The organism is Bradyrhizobium sp. USDA3516, from assembly GCF_057651995.1.
Genome location: NZ_JBYGYN010000002.1, coordinates 78,398 through 96,283, shown reverse-complemented (window position 1 = coordinate 96,283; position 17,886 = coordinate 78,398). Strand labels below are relative to the sequence as shown.

General features: G+C 65.3%; 16 protein-coding genes and 1 pseudogene. 8 read left to right on the top strand and 9 right to left on the bottom strand.

Annotation, left to right across the window (positions count from 1 at the left end; all coding sequences use genetic code 11):
- Positions 1-8: 8 nt before the first annotated feature.
- Together AC24YW_RS06355 and AC24YW_RS06350 are read left to right on the top strand one after the other, a co-directional pair.
- Entirely contained in the window at positions 9-1,277 is a 1,269-nt protein-coding gene (locus tag AC24YW_RS06355; protein WP_487481935.1) for an APC family permease, read from the top strand.
- A gap of 66 nt (positions 1,278-1,343) precedes the next feature.
- Positions 1,344-2,789, top strand: coding sequence for a hypothetical protein (locus AC24YW_RS06350; protein ID WP_487481934.1), 1,446 nt, complete (start codon positions 1,344-1,346; stop codon positions 2,787-2,789).
- Between the two features lie 2 nt (positions 2,790-2,791).
- Here the strand turns inward: AC24YW_RS06350 and AC24YW_RS06345 are convergent, their stop codons facing one another.
- The 4 genes from AC24YW_RS06345 to AC24YW_RS06330 all read right to left on the bottom strand — a co-directional run bounded on the left by AC24YW_RS06345 (position 2,792) and on the right by AC24YW_RS06330 (position 7,739).
- Complete coding sequence (locus tag AC24YW_RS06345) at positions 2,792-3,475, bottom strand: class I SAM-dependent methyltransferase (RefSeq protein WP_487481933.1); 684 nt, start codon at positions 3,473-3,475, stop codon at positions 2,792-2,794.
- A 9-nt stretch (positions 3,476-3,484) separates the two neighbouring features.
- The gene (locus tag AC24YW_RS06340; protein ID WP_487481932.1) at positions 3,485-4,480 is read right to left on the bottom strand and encodes a glycosyltransferase family 2 protein; all 996 of its coding nucleotides are present in this window, start codon (positions 4,478-4,480) and stop codon (positions 3,485-3,487) included.
- Between the two features lie 164 nt (positions 4,481-4,644).
- Positions 4,645-6,207, bottom strand: coding sequence for a hypothetical protein (locus tag AC24YW_RS06335; RefSeq protein WP_487481931.1), 1,563 nt, complete (start codon positions 6,205-6,207; stop codon positions 4,645-4,647).
- Positions 6,208-6,251: 44 nt separating this feature from the next.
- On the bottom strand, positions 6,252-7,739 hold the full coding sequence (locus AC24YW_RS06330) for a hypothetical protein (protein WP_487481930.1): 1,488 nt from the start codon (positions 7,737-7,739) through the stop codon (positions 6,252-6,254).
- Positions 7,740-8,104: 365 nt separating this feature from the next.
- Here AC24YW_RS06330 and AC24YW_RS06325 point away from each other — a divergent pair, with 365 nt between their 5' ends.
- Positions 8,105-8,269: a Flp family type IVb pilin gene (locus AC24YW_RS06325; RefSeq protein WP_128264172.1), complete on the top strand. Its 165-nt coding sequence runs from the start codon at positions 8,105-8,107 to the stop codon at positions 8,267-8,269.
- 164 nt (positions 8,270-8,433) lie between these two features.
- Positions 8,434-9,675 (top strand): glycosyltransferase family 87 protein, encoded by a 1,242-nt coding sequence (locus AC24YW_RS06320; protein WP_487481929.1) that lies wholly within the window; start codon positions 8,434-8,436, stop codon positions 9,673-9,675.
- Between the two features lie 39 nt (positions 9,676-9,714).
- Here AC24YW_RS06320 and AC24YW_RS06315 read toward each other — a convergent pair.
- Positions 9,715-10,056: pseudogene (locus AC24YW_RS06315) on the bottom strand (hypothetical protein); the annotation flags it as partial.
- A 1,001-nt stretch (positions 10,057-11,057) separates the two neighbouring features.
- On the opposite strand from AC24YW_RS06315, the gene AC24YW_RS06310 reads away from it, so the two are divergent.
- The gene (locus tag AC24YW_RS06310; protein ID WP_487481928.1) at positions 11,058-12,044 is read left to right on the top strand and encodes a M23 family metallopeptidase; all 987 of its coding nucleotides are present in this window, start codon (positions 11,058-11,060) and stop codon (positions 12,042-12,044) included.
- A 220-nt stretch (positions 12,045-12,264) separates the two neighbouring features.
- The gene (locus tag AC24YW_RS06305) at positions 12,265-12,945 is read left to right on the top strand and encodes a TetR/AcrR family transcriptional regulator (protein WP_024337641.1); all 681 of its coding nucleotides are present in this window, start codon (positions 12,265-12,267) and stop codon (positions 12,943-12,945) included.
- Between the two features lie 35 nt (positions 12,946-12,980).
- Here the strand turns inward: AC24YW_RS06305 and AC24YW_RS06300 are convergent, their stop codons facing one another.
- The 4 genes from AC24YW_RS06300 to AC24YW_RS06285 all read right to left on the bottom strand — a co-directional run bounded on the left by AC24YW_RS06300 (position 12,981) and on the right by AC24YW_RS06285 (position 16,966).
- Positions 12,981-13,889 (bottom strand): DMT family transporter, encoded by a 909-nt coding sequence (locus tag AC24YW_RS06300; RefSeq protein ID WP_487481927.1) that lies wholly within the window; start codon positions 13,887-13,889, stop codon positions 12,981-12,983.
- An 11-nt stretch (positions 13,890-13,900) separates the two neighbouring features.
- Complete coding sequence (locus AC24YW_RS06295; protein WP_487482579.1) at positions 13,901-14,809, bottom strand: SDR family oxidoreductase; 909 nt, start codon at positions 14,807-14,809, stop codon at positions 13,901-13,903.
- A gap of 142 nt (positions 14,810-14,951) precedes the next feature.
- Positions 14,952-16,388: a pyruvate kinase gene (pyk, locus tag AC24YW_RS06290; protein ID WP_487481926.1), complete on the bottom strand. Its 1,437-nt coding sequence runs from the start codon at positions 16,386-16,388 to the stop codon at positions 14,952-14,954.
- A complete protein-coding gene (locus tag AC24YW_RS06285; protein WP_487481925.1) occupies positions 16,385-16,966 on the bottom strand; it encodes a DUF1036 domain-containing protein in 582 nt (193 codons plus the stop codon). Before AC24YW_RS06285 ends, pyk begins: the two co-directional genes overlap by 4 nt.
- Positions 16,967-17,115: 149 nt before the next feature.
- On the opposite strand from AC24YW_RS06285, the gene AC24YW_RS06280 reads away from it, so the two are divergent.
- Positions 17,116-17,421: a DUF1244 domain-containing protein gene (locus AC24YW_RS06280; RefSeq protein WP_035998652.1), complete on the top strand. Its 306-nt coding sequence runs from the start codon at positions 17,116-17,118 to the stop codon at positions 17,419-17,421.
- Positions 17,422-17,613: 192 nt separating this feature from the next.
- Positions 17,614-17,886 carry a DUF2312 domain-containing protein gene (locus AC24YW_RS06275; protein ID WP_008546273.1) on the top strand — a complete coding sequence of 91 codons (273 nt, stop codon included), beginning with the start codon at positions 17,614-17,616 and terminating at the stop codon, positions 17,884-17,886.

Here is a 17,886-nt window from a genome sequence, read left to right as displayed (position 1 = left end):
ATCTCGCCATGAAGGAGGTCGGAACAGATGCCGGTCAGCTGGCCGGCATCAGGAAAGCTTCGCTCGGTTCTACGAAGCTGATCAGATCGCTCACGCTGACGCACGCCGTGCTCTACGGGCTCGGCGTGACGATCGGCGCCGGCATCTACGTCCTGGTCGGAGCGGCCGCCGCGCGGAGCGGAATGCACGCGCCTCTGGCGTTCCTCGCTGCGGCGGTCGTGATGGGCGTGACGGCCGGCACCTTTGCCGAGCTGGGCACGCGGCTTCCGGTTGCGGCGAGCGAGGCCGCCTATGTCCAGGCCGCATTCCATCGAAACTGGCTCTCCGGCGCCACAGGGCTGCTCGTCGTTGCCGCGGCGACAATCTCCGGCGCGACCATCACGGTCGGGAGTGCCGGCTATATCGGCGTTTTCCTGCCGCTGCCTGCCGGCTGGATCATCGCGGGCGTCGTGCTCGCGATGGGTGCGATCGCCTGCCTGTCCGCGGTTCAGTCCATCAGCTTCGCCGGGTTGATGACGGTCGTGGAGATCGGAGGATTGGTCCTCATTGTCGGCGCCGGGTTGGTTCAGGGCGACGCCCTGGTCTCCCGGCTGCCCGAATTGTGGGCCCCCATCAGCGATAACGCGGCTTGGCGCGGGATCGCACAGACGTCACTGCTTGCCGTGTTTGCGTTCATCGGGTTCGAGCATCTGGTGAACATCTCCGAGGAAATGAAGAATCCTTCCCGGACCTTGCCTTGGGCGCTGCTCATCACCCTCGGCGTGACGGCGCTCCTCTACATGGTTGTGGTCTGGGTTGCGGTGGTTGCGGTGCCCCCGGCCGAGCTCGCGCAAGCCTCGGCCCCGCTTGCCCTGGTGTTTCAGCGCTTGACCGGTCTTCCCCTCTGGGTCCTGAGCGTCGTCGCGATCGTTGCGACCGTCAACGGAATCATCGTTCACATGCTGATGATCGGACGTGTGCTGTACGGGCTTGCGGACCAGGGCAGCCTTCCGGCCCTCCTCGCCCGGGTGAACGCCAGAAGTGGCGCGCCGGTGGTCGCTACGCTCTTCGGCATCGGCGCCATCCTGATCCTCGGCCTCGGCGTTCCCTTGACCGGACTGGCCGAATGGACCTCCCGCCTGACGCTTGGGATCTTCGTTCTGGTCAACCTGGCCCTTCTCCGGATCAAGACGAAGGAAGCGGCACCTCCTGCCGGCGTGTTCGTCGTGCCCATCTGGATGCCGGTTGCAGGGCTGTTCACAAGCGCCGCATTGCTCCTGATCGATCTGTTCGGATAGCGCGCTGTCGCGAATGCGCGAAACACTAAAGAAGAACTTAACGCTTGCGGCCTATTTTCGGCCGCCATGACTGATCAGGTCGTCCACAGCGCGGTTCAACCGTTCTCTGCACGTGCAGTGCTCCCTTGGGCGGTGGGGCTTTTCCTCTATGCCGTGTTGCTGGCGATCGGCCCGCGATTGCTCGGCGATCCCGACAGCTATTCCCACATCGAGGTCGGACGCTGGATCATCGCGCATGGCACGCTGCCGACGAGCGACCTGTTTTCCTTTTCCAAGCACGGCGCGCCCTGGATCACCTTCGAATGGCTGTCCGAGGTCATCTATGCCGCCGTCTACGCGCTGGCCGGCTGGCCGGGCGTCGTCGCCATCGCCGCCGCGGCGATCGCGCTCGCCTTCGGCCTGCTCACGTACTTCCTGCTGCGGGAGCTTTCGCCGGCCCTGACGTTGCTGATGGTGATCGCGGCCCTCATCCTGCTGGCGCCGCACATGCTGGCGCGGCCACATGTCCTCGTGCTGCCGCTGATGGTGACCTGGGCGGCTGCGCTGGTTCGCTGCATGGATCGCAACACGCCTCCGCCCTATTGGGCCCTGCCGCTCCTGGTGCTGTGGAGCAACCTGCACGGCAGCGTGGTGCTGGCGCTCGGGCTGATCGGCCCTGTGGTGCTCGAGGCGCTGCTGCGCGAGCCGCCAAGCCAATGGCCCCGCGTGCTGCTGCGATGGCTGCCGTTCTCGGCGCTTGCCCTGGCGGCGTCCTGCCTGACGCCGCACGGCCCGGAACCGCTGCTGATGCCGCTGACGACGCTCGGCCTCGGCTCCGCGCTCGCCTGGATCATGGAATGGCGGCCGCAGGATTTCAGCCGCATCGGCGGTTTCGAGCTGCTGCTGCTGGGGAGCATCTTCGCCCTCTCGCGGGGCGTGACGCTGCCGGTCGTGCGGACCCTCGTGGTGATCGGCCTGCTCCATTTCGCGCTGGCGCAAATGCGCAATGCGGATCTGCTTGCCATGCTGGCGCCGCTCTATCTCGCGGCCCCGCTGGGCCGGACGTTCGGCGGGCCGAGCGAACGCGAGAGCGAAGGCTCCTCGCGCGGCTTGAACCTGGCTGCATTTGGTGTCTTGGCCGCGATCAGCGCCCTCGCGCTGGCACGCGACATCCGGCCGGCGCCGATCATCACGCCCGAGGCCGCCATCGCCCGAGCCGGCCTCGCCAAGACGGAGCGCGTGCTCAACGATTATTCCTTCGGCGGCTATCTGATCTTTGCCGGCATTCCCACCTTCATCGATGGCCGCGGCGAGCTCTACGGCGGGCCGTTCATCGACCGCTACAACCGTGCATTGGCGCTGATCGATCTCGGAGATCTTCTCAAGCTGCTCGACGAGTACAGGATCGGCGCGACGCTGCTTGCCCCTGGCACGCCGGCCGTTGCGCTGCTCGACCGGCTGCCGGAATGGCAGCGTGTCTACGGCGACGATGTTGCGGTCGTGCACAAGCGGCGTGAGACGCCGCAAAGATAAGTTCAAACGGTCCCGAACGCGGCGTATTGGCCGCCGAGCCAAACCCCGCTCAGCGCCCGTTCGAGGCGCCGGGCCGGTTTGGTGGCCCAGGGCAGCAGCAGGAAGTGCCGGGCGCCGATCTCGCGCAGGCCACTCGCCGCCATCAGCTTACGGGTCGTGCCGGCCCCGAGCAACACGGCGTCCCGATCGAACTCACAGCGCGCAACGGCCAGGCGCGTCAGCGGATTGTACGGATTGTGCTCGATCACGCAGACGAGCCCGCCGGGGCGCGTCACGCGCCGCATCTCGGCGATGAATGGCGCCCATTCGGCCGGCGCGATATGGTGCATCACGCAGATGGCGGTGACCAGGTCGAAGCTGGAATCGGCGAACGGAAACGTGCGGCCGTCATACTCCCGGTAGTCGACCGCAGCGTTATGTGCGCGCGCCTGCGTCAGGCTGGCGGACGAGACGTCGATGCCGCTGAGGCGGCCGACCATGCCGTGCAGCAGCGGGTGAAGGCTGCCGACCCCGCAGCCGACGTCGAGCATGTCCGGCCTCTCCGTGCCCAGCCGTTGCGCGATCAGGTCGCGCAGCAGGTCGGCCTTCGCGCGCATGAAGAAATCATGCGGCAGGCCCGAGAAGTCGATCGAGGATTGCACCACCTCGCGGTAATTGTCGTGGTAGCCGTCGAACAGCTCGGCCATGCGCTTAAGTCACTCGTTGACGGCGTGGATCGCGGGGGTCGCCGCGGTCTCGCCGCGATCGAAGCCGATGCGCGCCTGCACGACGTAGAGCGGGCGGCGTTTCACCTCGGCATGGATGCGGCCGACATAGAGCCCGACAATGCCGGTCATCAGCATGTTGATGCCGCACAGCAGCGACACGACGACGATCGTCGAGGACCAGCCGGTCACGAGATGGCTGTCCTTGCTGAGCCACAACAGGATCACCCAGCCGCCATAGAGCAGCGCAAGTCCCGAGACCGTCAATCCGCACCAGATCGCAAGCCGCAAGGGCAGATCGGAAAAGCCGAGCGCGGCGTTCACCGCGAGGCGTACCATCTTGAACAGCGGGTATTTGGTTTCGCCCGCGGCTCGCTCGAGGCGGTGGAAGGCCACCTCGGCCTGGCGGAAGCCGAGCCAGGCGATCATGCCGCGCACGAAGCGATCCTGCTCCGGCATCTGCCTCAGCGCGTCCAGCACCTTGCGATCGATCAGGCGGAAGTCGCCGACATCGGCGGGGATGCCGACGGAGGACATCCTGCCGAGCAGCCGGTAGAACAGATGCGCGGTCGCGCGCTTGAAGCGGCTCTCGCCCTCGCGCGACAGGCGGCGGGCGTGGACGATGTCGTTGCCTTCCTTCCACTTCGCGATCAATTGCTCGATCACTTCGGGCGGATCCTGCAAATCGGCATCCATGACGATGACCGCGTCACCCTGCGCGGCGTCCATGCCGGCGGTGATGGCGATCTGGTGGCCGAAATTGCGCGAGAGGCCGATGTAGCGAAAGCGCGTGTCGCGCACGGCGAGCGCCCGCAGCACGATCGAGCTGGAATCGCTGCTGCCGTCGTCGACGAAGATCGCTTCTGCCGGCCCGTCGAGCCTGGACATGACCTGGTCGAGCCGGCGGAGCAGCACCGGCAAGACGGCCTCCTCGTTGAACACGGGGATGACGAGGCTGTAGCGGATCGATTTGGAACTGGCCGCCATGCGAAAGGAGTCCGGCTGGGTTTGAGGGGCGGAAGTCTATGAGCAGGTGGTTAAGGTCGCCTTGCCGCAACCGTTAAGGCTCTATCGCCCGGAGCATTGGTGAGGGCGGCGGATCGGAATGGTGAAGTGCGGTTAACCACGCTTTTGGCCGCCGCGGCTGTGCTCTAGGGCTTACGGCGAATCCGGTAGAGGACAAACCGCTTCGAGGTCTCCAGCACCTCCAGCCGCTCCGGCAGCGGATTTGCGGCCGGCGATCCCAGCACATAGAGGTAGTCGAAATCCCGGTCCCAGGTGCGGATGAATTGCGGGGCGTCCGCCGGCGGCCGGCCCGTCGCGATCGCGGCAAGCAGGGCTGACGGCACCGGTCCGCCATAGGGAACGGCAATGTTGCGCACCGCCTCGCGCGGCCGCACGGGCTGCTTGCCCGTTTCGGTGAACAGGTTGGGCACGAACGCGCCGGCATAATGCACTGCCAGCGTCGGCGCATAATACATCGGATAGGAGGTGAGGTCGGCGAAAGGCGGATCCCCCTTGTCGTCCGTGCTGCCGACGAGAACGCGCGAGCCGCGATCGATCCTCTCGAACGAGGCGATCATCGCCGCATAGTCGGCGCGGTAAGGCAGCCAGACCGCTAGCACGACGGCGACGTTGAGCAATATGATGCCGCTGATCGCAGCGAGAACAGCCATTCTCCACGCCCGGCTCGGCAACGACAGCGAGCAGAACGCCGGCAGGATCAGCGCCGCTGCGGGAATCATGCGAAGGTCGACGAACGAGGTTCCGAACAGCTTCGAGGGAATGACGAGGTAAAGCAGCGCAAAACCGATTGCGAGCCAGATCCCAGCCGCCTCCAGCCTGAGAACGTCGCGCCGTGCGGCGAACAGCAGCGCGGTCATCAGCACGAGGCCGGTCACCGCCGCGGCCGTGAGGTTGTAGCCGTTCATGATGCGGAGCGGCCAGACCGGCTTGAATGCAGCGAACCAATCGTTGCCTTCGCTTCCGATCGCGCCTGCCGTGACATGCATGATCGCGAGCAGCGCAAGCGCCGGCAGGGCCAGCGCGCCAAGCCGCGCGGCCGCGACCGGATACGCGACCCGCCCTTGGCGGATGCGCGACAGCTCGAACAGGCCGAGCGTCGCGCCGTAGATGCCGAGCGAAAAGAAATGCGCCACATAGAGCGCGGCGACGATGATCAGATTGGCGGCGAAGCGCAGCGGCCAGGGGCCTTCGGCCAGCATCAGATAGACGGCGATGCCCCAGAGCGCGAGACCGAGCCCGAACTCGAAATTCACGAAACCCCAGCTGAACGGCAGGCAATAGAGGAAAGCGAGCGCGGCGAAGCCGGCGAGATGGACGCGTCCCTTCCTGACCCATTCGAGCAGCAGCGCACCGCTGACGATCAGGACCTGGCTCAGCAACAGAAACAGCCGCGTCGCGCTCTCGACGCTCATCAGCCGCGCCAGCTGCGGGACCAGCAGGTCCATGCCGAGGTTGGGGTAGAAGGCCCACCTCACCTCGTAATGCGGATTGGCACCCGCGGTGCCGTTCTGGCTCAGAATGTACATGCGGGCAAGGTGATTGGGATAATCGACCATCGCCGGAATGGGCGTCAGCAGCACCGGAACGAGCGAGACCACAGCCAGCAACGCAAGAACGAGCATCGCCACGGCTCGGTCCGGGTCGGGACGCGCCGGATCTGTCAGGGTCGGCTTGCCGGAAGGAACCATCTGATGAAGTCGCCGAGGCCGAAGACGCGCGCTGGAGCAGATCCTCACTTCGAAGGCGCCGCCGCGCCATCAGCGCTGTCGCGCACGTGGATCACGGCGATGTCGTCGGCATAGATCCGCTTCCAGCCCTTGAGCTGGTCGAGAATCTGCGGGCCCGGCGCATCGGCGACCAGCAGCGTCGCGTCGATCCTGTGCTCGTCGAGCAGGCGCGGCAGCAGCTCGGGCTTCTTGCCTTCCGTCGCCTTGAAGAAGTCCATGACGAACTTCTCGCCGTAGAGCTCGGCGCGGCCGTCGACGAAAACGGGGATGTCGCGCGAGATCAGATAGCCGCCGAACTGGTAGGCGTTGAAGACGCGCTGCACCTTGCGTTGCTCGAGCAGGTCGACCGCCGCAACCGGCGTCTGCGTCATCGTGAAGCTGAAGCGGTGGTGCCCCAGATAGAGCGAGGTCGAGGTCCAGCTTGCCGCCACGATCATCAGCGCGCCGAGCGCCGTGACATGGCGGCCCGACCAGCTTTCGGCACCGGCGGTCTCAGGCGCTGGTTGCGGGAACATCTCGCCCAGCGGCTTTGCCAGCACCAGCGGCACCAGGAATGCGAATGCGTCGATGCTCCTGACGTGGCTCAGCGCGCTCCAGGTCAGGAACAGGATCAGGAAGATCCGGGGTGCCGACAGCACCAGGCCGCGATGATAACCGAATGCGATCAGGGCCAGCAAAGCGCCTTCGAACGGGGTGAAGGTGGCGAAGTTCGCCGGCATCCATTCGAGGATCAGCGTCAGCAGCTCGCCGAGACTGAGGATGTTGGTCGCGCCCTGCAGCGTTCGCCAGCCGTAAGGCGTGCAGCAGCTCGCAATCAGCGCCGCGATCCCGAACAGCACCCAGCGCATGAACAGGGTGAGCCGCCGTCCCTTTTCGGCATGCTCGACCGCCTCGAGCGAGATCGGGCCGATCAGCGCGAGCCCGAGCACGAAGCCGCCGTGCAGGTTCGCCCACAGCGCCATCAGCGGCAGCCAGGTCCAGGACGGCGCGCTCCTGCGGCTCGCGGCCGCCATCAGCAAGCCGACCCACGCCACCATCACCGGCAGCGCCAGAATATGCGGCCGCGCCAGCACGTGATGGATCGACAGCAGCAGCGCCAGCATCGCGAACAGCACCGCGCGGGGGGCTCCGATATGGGCCTCGAGCAGATGGACGAAGATCGCGACGGTGAGCGCGACGGCGGCCGCCGTGAGGATGACAGGGCCTGCCCAGCCCCATTGCGCATGTGAGAACGCGAACGCGACCTGCGACAGCCAGGACGTCGAGATCCACGGCGCGCCGGTCCGCGTGAAGGAATAGAAGTCGATCATGGGCATGGCGCGGTGATCGAGGATCCATTGCCCGATCTTGATCTGCCAGAACGAGTCGGAATCCTGAAGCAGCGTGTCGCCGAGGAACAGGAAGAACAGATAGGCGCCGGCGCCGACGCACAACGGCACCAGGGCGCGCGCGCGGCCCTGCACCGCGATGCTGTTGGCGAAGGAAAGGGACATGCCGTCTCGTCGTCCTGGTTGTTCGTGCTGGTTGTTCTTGCCGGTCCGGCCATGATCCGGACCCGGCGGGTTGCGCGCCCGATCTCGCCCGCGCTTCCGTCCGGGCGGGCGGCATTGGACCACGCCGGTCATAACTTCGGGTAAACCGGCCGCGCCAGGCCGGCGTCAGATGCTTACAATTTAACGGATTGTTTCGAACTTGGATTTACCATGGGCCAATACACGCAATCCGCCCAGTGTTTACGCAGCCGAATTAACTGCGGCGAAATTCTTTGCCTCTACGTTCCGTTCCCATGGTCGGGCGGCGCTGGGAAGCCGAAGAGACCAGATCAGTTGTAGCCTCGTGTACTCATTTGGAGCACTCTATGAAGAACCTCGTTGCGCGTTTCATGAAGGATGAATCCGGCGCCACCGCCATTGAATACGGCCTGATCGCTGCCGGCATCGCGCTGGCGATCATCACCGTCGTCAACAACCTCGGCACCACGCTGAACGCCAAGTTCAGCTCGATCTCGACCAGCCTCAAGTAAGGCCGGACGACACTGGAATAGCGAAGAGCCCCGTCATCGACGGGGCTCTTTTGCGTTGCCCTTGCATCGGCGGCTGCAGCGACGAGCAGGCTTAAGCCTCCTTCAAGCCACTCGGGTGTATGGCTTGGGCGCATCCGCCTCACATGATCGCGCAAGGAAGCCGCATGGCCGAAGCCTCCTCCGTCCCGCCTGCAATCGGCCGTCACGGTGCGGTCCCTGCGATCCTCGTCAACATCTCCTTCGTGCTGGCGATCGTCACGCTGGCGTATTTTCCGACGGCCTATCTCACCCATCTCTGGATCTTTGATGCCGACGGACGCGGCATCCCCACGGACTTCGTCAATGTCTGGGCGGCCGGAAGACTGGCACTCGAGGGACATCCCGCGCTGGCCTGGGATTGGGACATTCAGAAGCAGGTCGAGCTTGCGCTGCTCAAGCAGGATTTCGTCGGCCATTTCGCCTGGCACTATCCGCCGCCGTTCCTGTTCGTCGCGTCCTTCCTCGCGCAATTTCCCTATGCAATCGCCTTCATCGGCTGGGCCGCGTTCAGCATGGTGCCCTATCTCGCGGTGATGCGCGCGATCGTCGGGCGCAATGCGGGCCTGGTGATTGCGATCGGATTTCCGGCCGCCTTCCTCAACATCCTGGTCGGGCAGAACGGTTTCCTCACCGCATCGCTGATCGGCGGCATGCTCTATCTGCTGCCGACGCGGCCGGTGCTGGCAGGCATCTGTCTCGGCCTTCTCAGCTACAAGCCGCAATACGGTCTGTTGTTTCCCCTTGTCCTGCTCGCCGCCGCCGAATGGACCGTGCTGTTCAGCGCCGCGATCGTCACCGTTGCGATCGCTGCACTATCCTGGTTCGCCTTCGGCACCGAGAGCTGGCAGGCCTTCTTCCACTGGATCCCGATGTTCTCCCAGGCCTTCCTGACCGAAGGCCGGGCGCCCTGGTTCAAGATGCAGAGCATCTTCGCGCTGGTGCGTTATGTGGGCGGCACCGAACAGCTCGCATGGGTCTTCCAATGGGTGCTGACAGCGGCTGTTGCCGTGGTGCTGGTCGTGGTGTGGCGGAGCCGGCGGCCCTACGCCCTCAAGGCGGCGATGCTCGCGACGGCGGCGCTGCTGACGACGCCTTATCTCTTCATGTACGATCTGGTCGTGCTGGGCATCGCGGTGGCCTTCCTCATCCGCGCCGGCCTTGACGAGGGTTTCGCGCGCCACGAGGTGATGGCGCTGGCGCTCGTCTTCGCGCTGCTTGCGAGCTTCCTGTTTCTCGGGCAGCCGGTCGGCTTCCCGGCAATCCTGATCGTGTTCGGGTTGATCCTCGGACGCTGCGCAGCCTGGCGGACCGCCGAGGCCGCATCGGCGCAGCTCGCGGCAGAAGCCGGCGGCATCCCGTCGGGGTGAGGCCGCCAGCTCCGCCGAACGCATTCCCCTCTCGATCGGTCAACTCAAAATGAAGTCGTCCGCGAACGTGATCTGCCCCGGCATGACGCCCGCGAGCCAGATCTCCGAGGATCCGAACTGGACGAGCACGCCGCCCTCCGCATATTCGGTCAGAGTGACGTTCTGCGCGGCGTTCTGGGCCGTGACGCCGGTGCCGCGCATGTCGATCTTGTCGCTCCCGTCGGTGAAGTCGTCGACCTGGAAGGCGCCGCTATTGGCGTTGAACACCAGGTTATCGGCGCCGTCGCCGGTCGTGATCCACTTGACGCCGCCCAGTCCCTGGAACGTGTCGTTGCCCGCGCCCCCCTGCATGACGTCATCACCGGCACCGCCGCGAAGGGTGTCGTTGCCATCCTCGCAATCCTCGCTCGATTGATCTTATTTCTTGTGCCCCGAGCGCCAGTATTCCGAGCGCTTGGCCATCCAATCCCGGTGTTGTGCGCTGCTGATCGGAAACCCGACGAGCCGGTGTTTTCCGTCACTTGGATCGAAGTACATGACGGCGATGTAGTCGCGTGCGAGTTTGATCCGGCGTGAGTGGATAGATCATCTCGCGGTCCGATTCGCCAAAGTAGACGTCGTACGCTTTGCCGACGGATGCGTTGCCGCTTCGGACCTCCAGTACCTGTAACCGGACAAAGCTCTTGTCGCGAGAGTGCTGCTTCGGTGGAATCCCTGACTGATCCCGTCCTCCCAACCAGACCGGACTGGCGAGCGGACGCACTCTGACGATGGCAGTTTCTTGTACGCCATTTGGTATAAGTGCCGGGTCGAAATCGGTCGGCAACGCGTCGAGGAAATATGCGAGAGGAGCCTGGGAGTTCGCCACCATCTGAAGCAAGCCTTCCTGATGCGGAATGTCGGAGCTTGACGGACCTCGATCACAGGACGGCCCCAAGCACGCTATCGCCGCCGCACGACACGCCTGTCCGCAAGATTTCGCTTCGGCGACAGATGTGAGGAGAAACAGAGCGAAAAACGCGCAGGCCCGATTCTGCCACTTGCTGTGTGCAGCCGATCTCAGGCCTAGTCGGCAACCATTCGCCATAAAGAACTCGCTCGTGAAGCGTGCGTCGAACGCTACTCGGGATGTCGTCGCGAAACAGGAAATCAATAGGCAAGATCGATCGCGCACGGTCAAGCAAAGATTGTATGGCGGTAATTTTAACGTTGTGCGGGAACAGTGCGATCGTCGCCTTCGTGGTGATCCTCCGGTACTGGTGGCTTCACAGTGTACCAATGTTGGTCAAGGTTCTTGGGACATCAGGAATGAAACCCTCGCTTCCAGACTACACTTTGTGCGCGCCCCTTCGTCAGAGCGGACGGATCGGATGAGAGCGCTTGTGTCCGTATCGATGGTCTGCGCGGCCATCACTTGTGCGTCGGCGGCTCGCAGCGCCGAGCTGCAATTGTTTGCTTGGCCGGTCGCTTGCGAGTTGGGAGCGACCTGCTTCATCCAGAACTACGTCGACCATGATCCCTCCGACAAGACCTTTGACTTCCGATGCGGTCACCGAACCTATGATGGTCACGACGGCACCGACATCCGGCTGCCCGATCTGGACGTTCAGCGAAAAGGCGTCGCGGTCGTTGCTGCCGCCGCGGGGCGCGTTGCACACACGCGCGACGGCATGGATGACGTCTCGGTCAAGCTCGTCGGCAAAGCCGCAGTCGCGGGCAGGGAATGCGGCAACGGCGCAGTCGTCGAACACGGAGACGGCTGGAGCACGCAATACTGTCACATGGCCAAGGGCAGTCTCAAAGTGAAGCCCGGCGATAGCGTGAGCGCCGGGCAGGCGCTCGGGCTGGTGGGGCTCTCCGGCAATACCGAGTTCCCGCATCTCCATTTCACGGTGAGGCACGACGGGAAAATTGTGGATCCATTCGCCGAGGGCGCCGCGAAGGGCGAATGCAAGTCCGGCCGCTCGCTGTGGCAGCCGACGCAAGGCGCCGTTTCGAACACTCCGTCCGCCGAGATCATCAATGCCGGTTTTGCCGATCGAGCGGTGACCATGGACGAGATCGAGACAGGTGAGGTCAAGCGATCCATGCCTCGGTCGCAATCGGCCGCCATCGTTGCGTATGTTCGCGCCATCGGACTTCAGGCAGACGACGACCTCGCGCTTGAGCTGAGGTCACCCGAGGGGCAAGTCATCGCAGAGTATCGCGCGCCGAAGCTGCCACGGGACCAGGCCCAGTATTTCATCTCGGCCGGGCGAAAGCGCGCAGGCTCCACTTGGCCGGTTGGGAGCTATCGGGCAACTTTCGTTCTGCGCCGACAAGGTGCCGAGATCGCGCGGCGGTCCTTCCAGGTGGACATCGCGCAATAGCCATCTCGTCTTGCGCTCGTTCCGCTCGGGCGGTTTCCGGGACGAGGCCCTTCACAGCCAACCTTGGCGCCTCCGTCCGCCCCCATGACGCTTCACGCATTTGCATCTTGTCATTCGCCCTGAATAGTTGTTCAGTCCTTGCGGGGCGATTTGCATCTATTGCGTGAGAAGCGTCGGGCCGCTGGGCGTGCGGCCGGCGTGGTGGGACAGGAAGCGCGCCATGGTTTATCGGCGGACGCATCAAGTGGTGAAGCGCCTTGCGGCGCGGCGCAGCGCCATACTGGCGGCGGCGCGGGAGGCAGCGGCGGAAGGCGGGATGGCGGCGGTGCAGATCGCACCGGTCGCGGTCCGGGCCAATGTCGCGGCCGGCACCGTCTACCGCTATTTCCCCTCCAAGGCCGACCTGATCTCCGAGCTCATTGCCGAGGTCTCCCGCGACGAGCTCGCGGCGATCCGGCGGGCGGCCGATGCCGCGCCGGGGCCGTCCTCGGCGCTGGCGGCCGCGGTCACCACCGTGGCGGTGCATACGCTGTCTCAGCGTCGGCTGGCCTGGGGCATCCTGGCCGAGCCTGTCGATGTCGATGTCAGCGCCTCCCGCCTCGCCAGCCGGCGCGAGATCGCAGGCGAAATCGCTGGCCGGATCGACGCTGCGGTGCGCGCCGGCCATCTGCCGGCGCAGGACACCGCACTCGCCGCCACCGCGCTGCTCGGCGCGCTGCACGAGGCTCTGGTCGGGCCGCTCGCACCCGACAATCTCGACGATCCCGTCAAGATGCGCGATGCGGTGCAGACCGTGACGCTGCTGGCGCTGCGCGCCGTCGGCGTCATGGACGCCCGCGCCCGCGGCCTCGTGGTGCAGCAGACGCTGCTGCCGACGACCAAGGCGCTGGTCGGCGCGTGAGCCGACCGCCACCGGAGTCTCGCCCGGGCCACCTGTTATCCTGCTCCGTCAGCATTTCCCGGTCGGGACTGATCAACCCCGGTGGGACGCTTCAGAAGAATGAGCCCGGCGGTCACAATGAGAATCGCTCCGGCGATCGTGGAGCCTTGCGGGATATCCTTGAAAACAAGATAGCCGATGGCTGTGGACCCCAGCAGTTCGAGATAGACCAGCGGCGAAAGGGTGGACGCGTCGGCGAAGCGGAATGCCGCGATGGACAGGACATGACTGAAAGCGGAGAGCGCACCCATGACCAGAAAGAGCATGACCGCGTCCCAGGCCGGTATGGCCCAGGTCAGGATGGCCTGTGGCGCCAGCAGCACCATGCCGACGACAGACTGGAAGACGAGCGTCTTGAGGGGATCGCTGACCAGAGAAGCCTGCCGCGTTGCGATCAGATAGAGCGCGAACAATAGCCCGGCACCGAGCGCCAGCAGAATGCCGGGTTCGATGTCCCCGTCCGGGCGCAGAATGACGATGGCGCCGGTGAAACCCAGCGCCAAGCTCGCGATCTTTCCGCGCGTCAAACGCTCCTTCAGTACCATTGCGGCGAGCGCAACCGCGATGACCGGCCCTACGAAATAGGCGCTGACGGCCGTGGCCAGCGGAACGGTCGCGATGGACAGGAAGTAAAGCGTCATCCCACTGACGAGGAACACCGTCCGCAGCATATGCGAGGCGCGCCGTTCGGCGGGAAAGATCTCTCCCTTGTACCTGATCGCGGCCACCGGAAGGACGACGGCGCTTGCCACGGCGTAGCGCGCCCAGGCGACGTAAAACGGCGAATAGTCGGCGCTCAGATATTTGGCGATGCCGTCGACCAGCGGGATCGAGAGCATCGCGGCCGCCATGAGCATGATGCCTAGCGTCGGGCGCGCGCGGGCTTCGGATTCGACGCTGCCCATACGATTGCTTCCTAGCGGTAGCCGGTCGTGTCGGCAGGCTTGCCCAGGTCCTGCACCTCGACCAGATAGCGCCAGGCGTCGGGTTGGGAGCCGTCGATATCCGTGAAGCCGTAGATTTGCGCCAGACCGCCGCTCGACAGAGACCGGCCGTTCCAGCGCGCTCGATCCGGATCTGACGCCAGCGCAGCGACCGCGCGGCCGACGAAACGCGGGGTCTCGGAAATCGCGAAATGCGGTACCCTTGCCGTGGCATCGCGCCAATTGTCTTCAGTGACGCCAAATCCGTCCAGCATCATTTCCGAACGCAGCCAGCCCGGCGTCAGTGAAACGGATGTCGCGTTGTGCTTTGCAAGGTCCCTCGCATGAAGCCAGCCCATGCGGTTCACCGAGGTCTTGGCGAGGTCATAGAACGGATTGTTACGATAATTCACGGCGTTGTACTCGGCCGTTCCATCGGTCACCTCGACCAGCAAGCCGCCCGGCTGCTCGATCATCAGCGGCAGCGCGTGATGTGCTGTGATCAGGTGGGTGCGCACGCCGAGATCGAGCAAGCGCAGTCCATTTGCCAGATCGTGCTCCCAGACCGGCTTATTCCATTCGAACAACTTCTCGCCGCCCCAGATATCGTTGACGAGAATGTCGAGGCGGCGATGGTCTTGGCGAATCCGGGCAACGAGTTCTGCAACATCTGCAGAGACGAGATGGTCAACCTGAACGGCGACCCCCACGCCACCTGCGGCGCTGACCAGCTCCGCCGTTTCCTCAATGGTCTCCGGTCGGGCATATTCGGACGCTTGCGAACGCGTGGTGCGCCCGGTCACGTAGACGGTCGCGCCTGCCGCACCAAGCTCGACCGCGATGCCCCGCCCGGCACCCCGTGATGCGCCGGCAACGAGAGCGACCTTCCCTTTGAGTGACATGGATCCTCCGCGGGCGACCTGATCGCGCTCAGGCCTTTGCCTGAGCGTGCCTTTTCGCAAAACTCCGGCAAAATCCGGCCAAGCGGCCGGCTACTGTGCATGGGGTTGTTTTTCGACTTTTTGTTTGGCGGCCCCGGCGGGGCTACATGTTCGCGTCGCCCTCGGGTCCGACCGAGGCGATACGCACCATGTTGGTGGTGCCGGGAATGCCGAGCGGCACGCCGGCGACGATGATCACGCGCTGGCCGGCGCGGACGAAGCCGTCGCGGAAGGCGATCTGGCCGGCGCGGCCGACCATGTCGTCCTGGTCGCGCGCGTCCTCCGCCACCACGCAGTGCACGCCCCAGACCACGGCGAGCCTGCGGCCGGCGGTGATGTTCGGCGTGATCGCCACGATCGGCGGCTTCGGCCGCTCGCGCGCCACGCGCACGGCGGTCGAGCCCGATGAGGTCCAGCAGATCAGGGCGGGCAAATCGAGCGTCTCGGCGATCTGCCGGGCGGCGTCGGCGATGGCATCGCCCGCGGTGGATTCCGGCGCCGGGCGCTGGGCCGTGATCACCGAACGGTAGGTCGGATCGCGCTCGACCTCCTCGCCGATGCGGTTCATGGTCGAGACCGCCTCGACCGGGAATTTGCCGGCCGCCGATTCCGCCGACAGCATGATGGCGTCGGCACCCTCATAGACCGCGGTGGCGACGTCGGAGACCTCGGCGCGGGTCGGCACCGGCGACTGGATCATCGATTCCAGCATCTGGGTCGCGATCACCACGGGCTTGCCGGCGCGGCGCGCCATCCGCGTCATCTGCTTCTGCAGGCTCGGCACCCGCTCCAGCGGCAGCTCGACGCCGAGGTCGCCGCGCGCCACCATCAGCGCATCGGAGGCCTCGATGATGTCGGCGAGGCGGTCGATCGCCTGCGGCTTCTCGATCTTGGCCATCACCGCGGCGCGGCCGCGGATCATCTTCTTGGCCTCGATCACGTCGTCGGCGCGCTGCACGAAGGACAGCGCAATCCAGTCGACGCCGGTGACCAGCGCGGCCTCGAGGTCGGCGCGGTCCTTGGGCGTCATCGCCGAGACCGGCAAATCGGTGTCGGGCAGGCTGACGCCCTTGCGGTCGCTCATCTTGCCGCCGACGACGACGCGGGTCACCGCGTGCTCCTTCGACGTCTCCTCGGCGATCAGCCGCACCTTGCCGTCGTCGAGCAGCAGCGCATGGCCGGGCCTGAGCGCCGCCAGGATCTCCGGATGCGGGAGATGGACGCGCGTGGCATCGCCCGGCGCCTTGTCGGAATCCAGCGTGAAGGTCTGGCCGTTCTGGAGCTGGATCGCCCCTTCAGCAAAGGAGCCCAGTCTCAGCTTCGGGCCCTGCAGGTCGACCAGGATGCCGATCGGCCGGCCGTAGCTGCTCTCGACGTTGCGGATCGTCGCCACCAGCTCCCGCATCTTGTCATGCGGGGTGTGGCTCATGTTGATGCGGAACAGGTCGGCGCCGGCCTCGAACAGGCGGCGGATCATCGCGAGATCTGAAGAGGCCGGTCCCAGGGTCGCGAGAATCTTGATACGGCGAAGACGCCTCATGGCTTATTTCCAGACGGGGGTGGCAGGCCGGGCGAGCCCGGGGGCGTAGCACCGGGCGGGCCGTTGGGCAAACCCGGAACCCCGCCCGGGCCCACCGGGCCGGGCAGGCCCGGCACGCGCTGCTGCGCCGGCTGCTCATTGGCGTCGGTCAGCTGCACCGTCCAGGCCCGCTGCTCGCCGGTGTCGACCTCGAAATAGCCGGTGCGGTCATAGCCGCGCGCCAGGCAATCCTCGGTGCCGCGGATGGTGAACTCCTTGTCGCGCGAGCACATGAAGGCCTGGCCCGACCATTCGCCGCCGCGGTCGTAGTCGATGGCGTAGATGTAGTAATAGCGGGCGACCAGCGTGCCGCGCAGCAGCGTCTCGCAGGAGCGGGACGAGATGTTCCACCAGCCCTCGGTGGTCCAGCCCTCGGCGTCCTTGTAGCCGAGCGCAATCCCGACCCGGCTCGACGTGTTGTTGCAGAGGCGGAAATCGGCGGAGGCGGGGCCGGCGTAGATGCACGCCAGGGCGACCACCAGCACCGGGACCAACCGGGCGAGCAGGTAAAGCTGGGAGCGGGGAGATTCGGTCGTCATTGTCGCGGAAGCTATACCAGATCATTGACGATTTGGCGTTGGACCGGGGCCGGGCAGTCGCCCCTTTGCGCCGCGATATGGCAAAATCTGTGACAAGACCCACCTGATCCCGTAACCCTGCCCGGAACGGACCTTGAGGGAAGACAGCCATGGCAATCGACGACAAAACCAGAACGGAGCTCGAGGCGGCCGCTTTTCGGCGCCTGGTCGAGCATTTGCGGAGCCGCACCGACGTCCAGAACATCGATCTGATGAATCTGGCCGGCTTCTGCCGCAATTGCCTGTCCAACTGGCTCAAGGACGCCGCGGACGCCCAGGGCGTCGCCTTGAGCAAGGACGAGAGCCGGGAGGCCGTCTACGGCATGCCTTACGAGACCTGGAAGGCGAAGCACCAGGGCACGGCCACGCCCGAGCAACTCGAGGCGATGAAGAAGGTCCATCCCCACGGGCATTGAACGGCCCATCGCCGAGCCCTGAGTCGCACCACACAACAGCTTTCTTTGCGTCGGCGCAGGAAGGTGTGGGCGCGCTGTGGACGAGCGCGATGCTTGCTTGAACGCGGGGGGTACGAACCCTAAGGGTCTACCCAGCACGCGCGGTGGATGCCGGCGTCACCTCGTTTTGCCAGTTCCATTGGGAGTACCAAGATGGCCACCTCCGCCGCCGTCCGCGACGACGAGCCCGCGACGAAATTCGCCAAGGACCAGCTCAAATCCATCATCGAGCGCATCGAGCGGCTGGAGGAAGAGAAGAAGGCGATCTCCGACGACATCCGCGACGTCTATGCCGAGAGCAAGGGCAACGGCTACGACGTCAAGGCGCTGCGCACCATCGTGCGCCTGCGCAAGCAGGACCCCAACGAGCGCGCCGAGGCCGAGACCATCCTCGAGACCTACATGCAGGCGCTGGGGATGATCTGA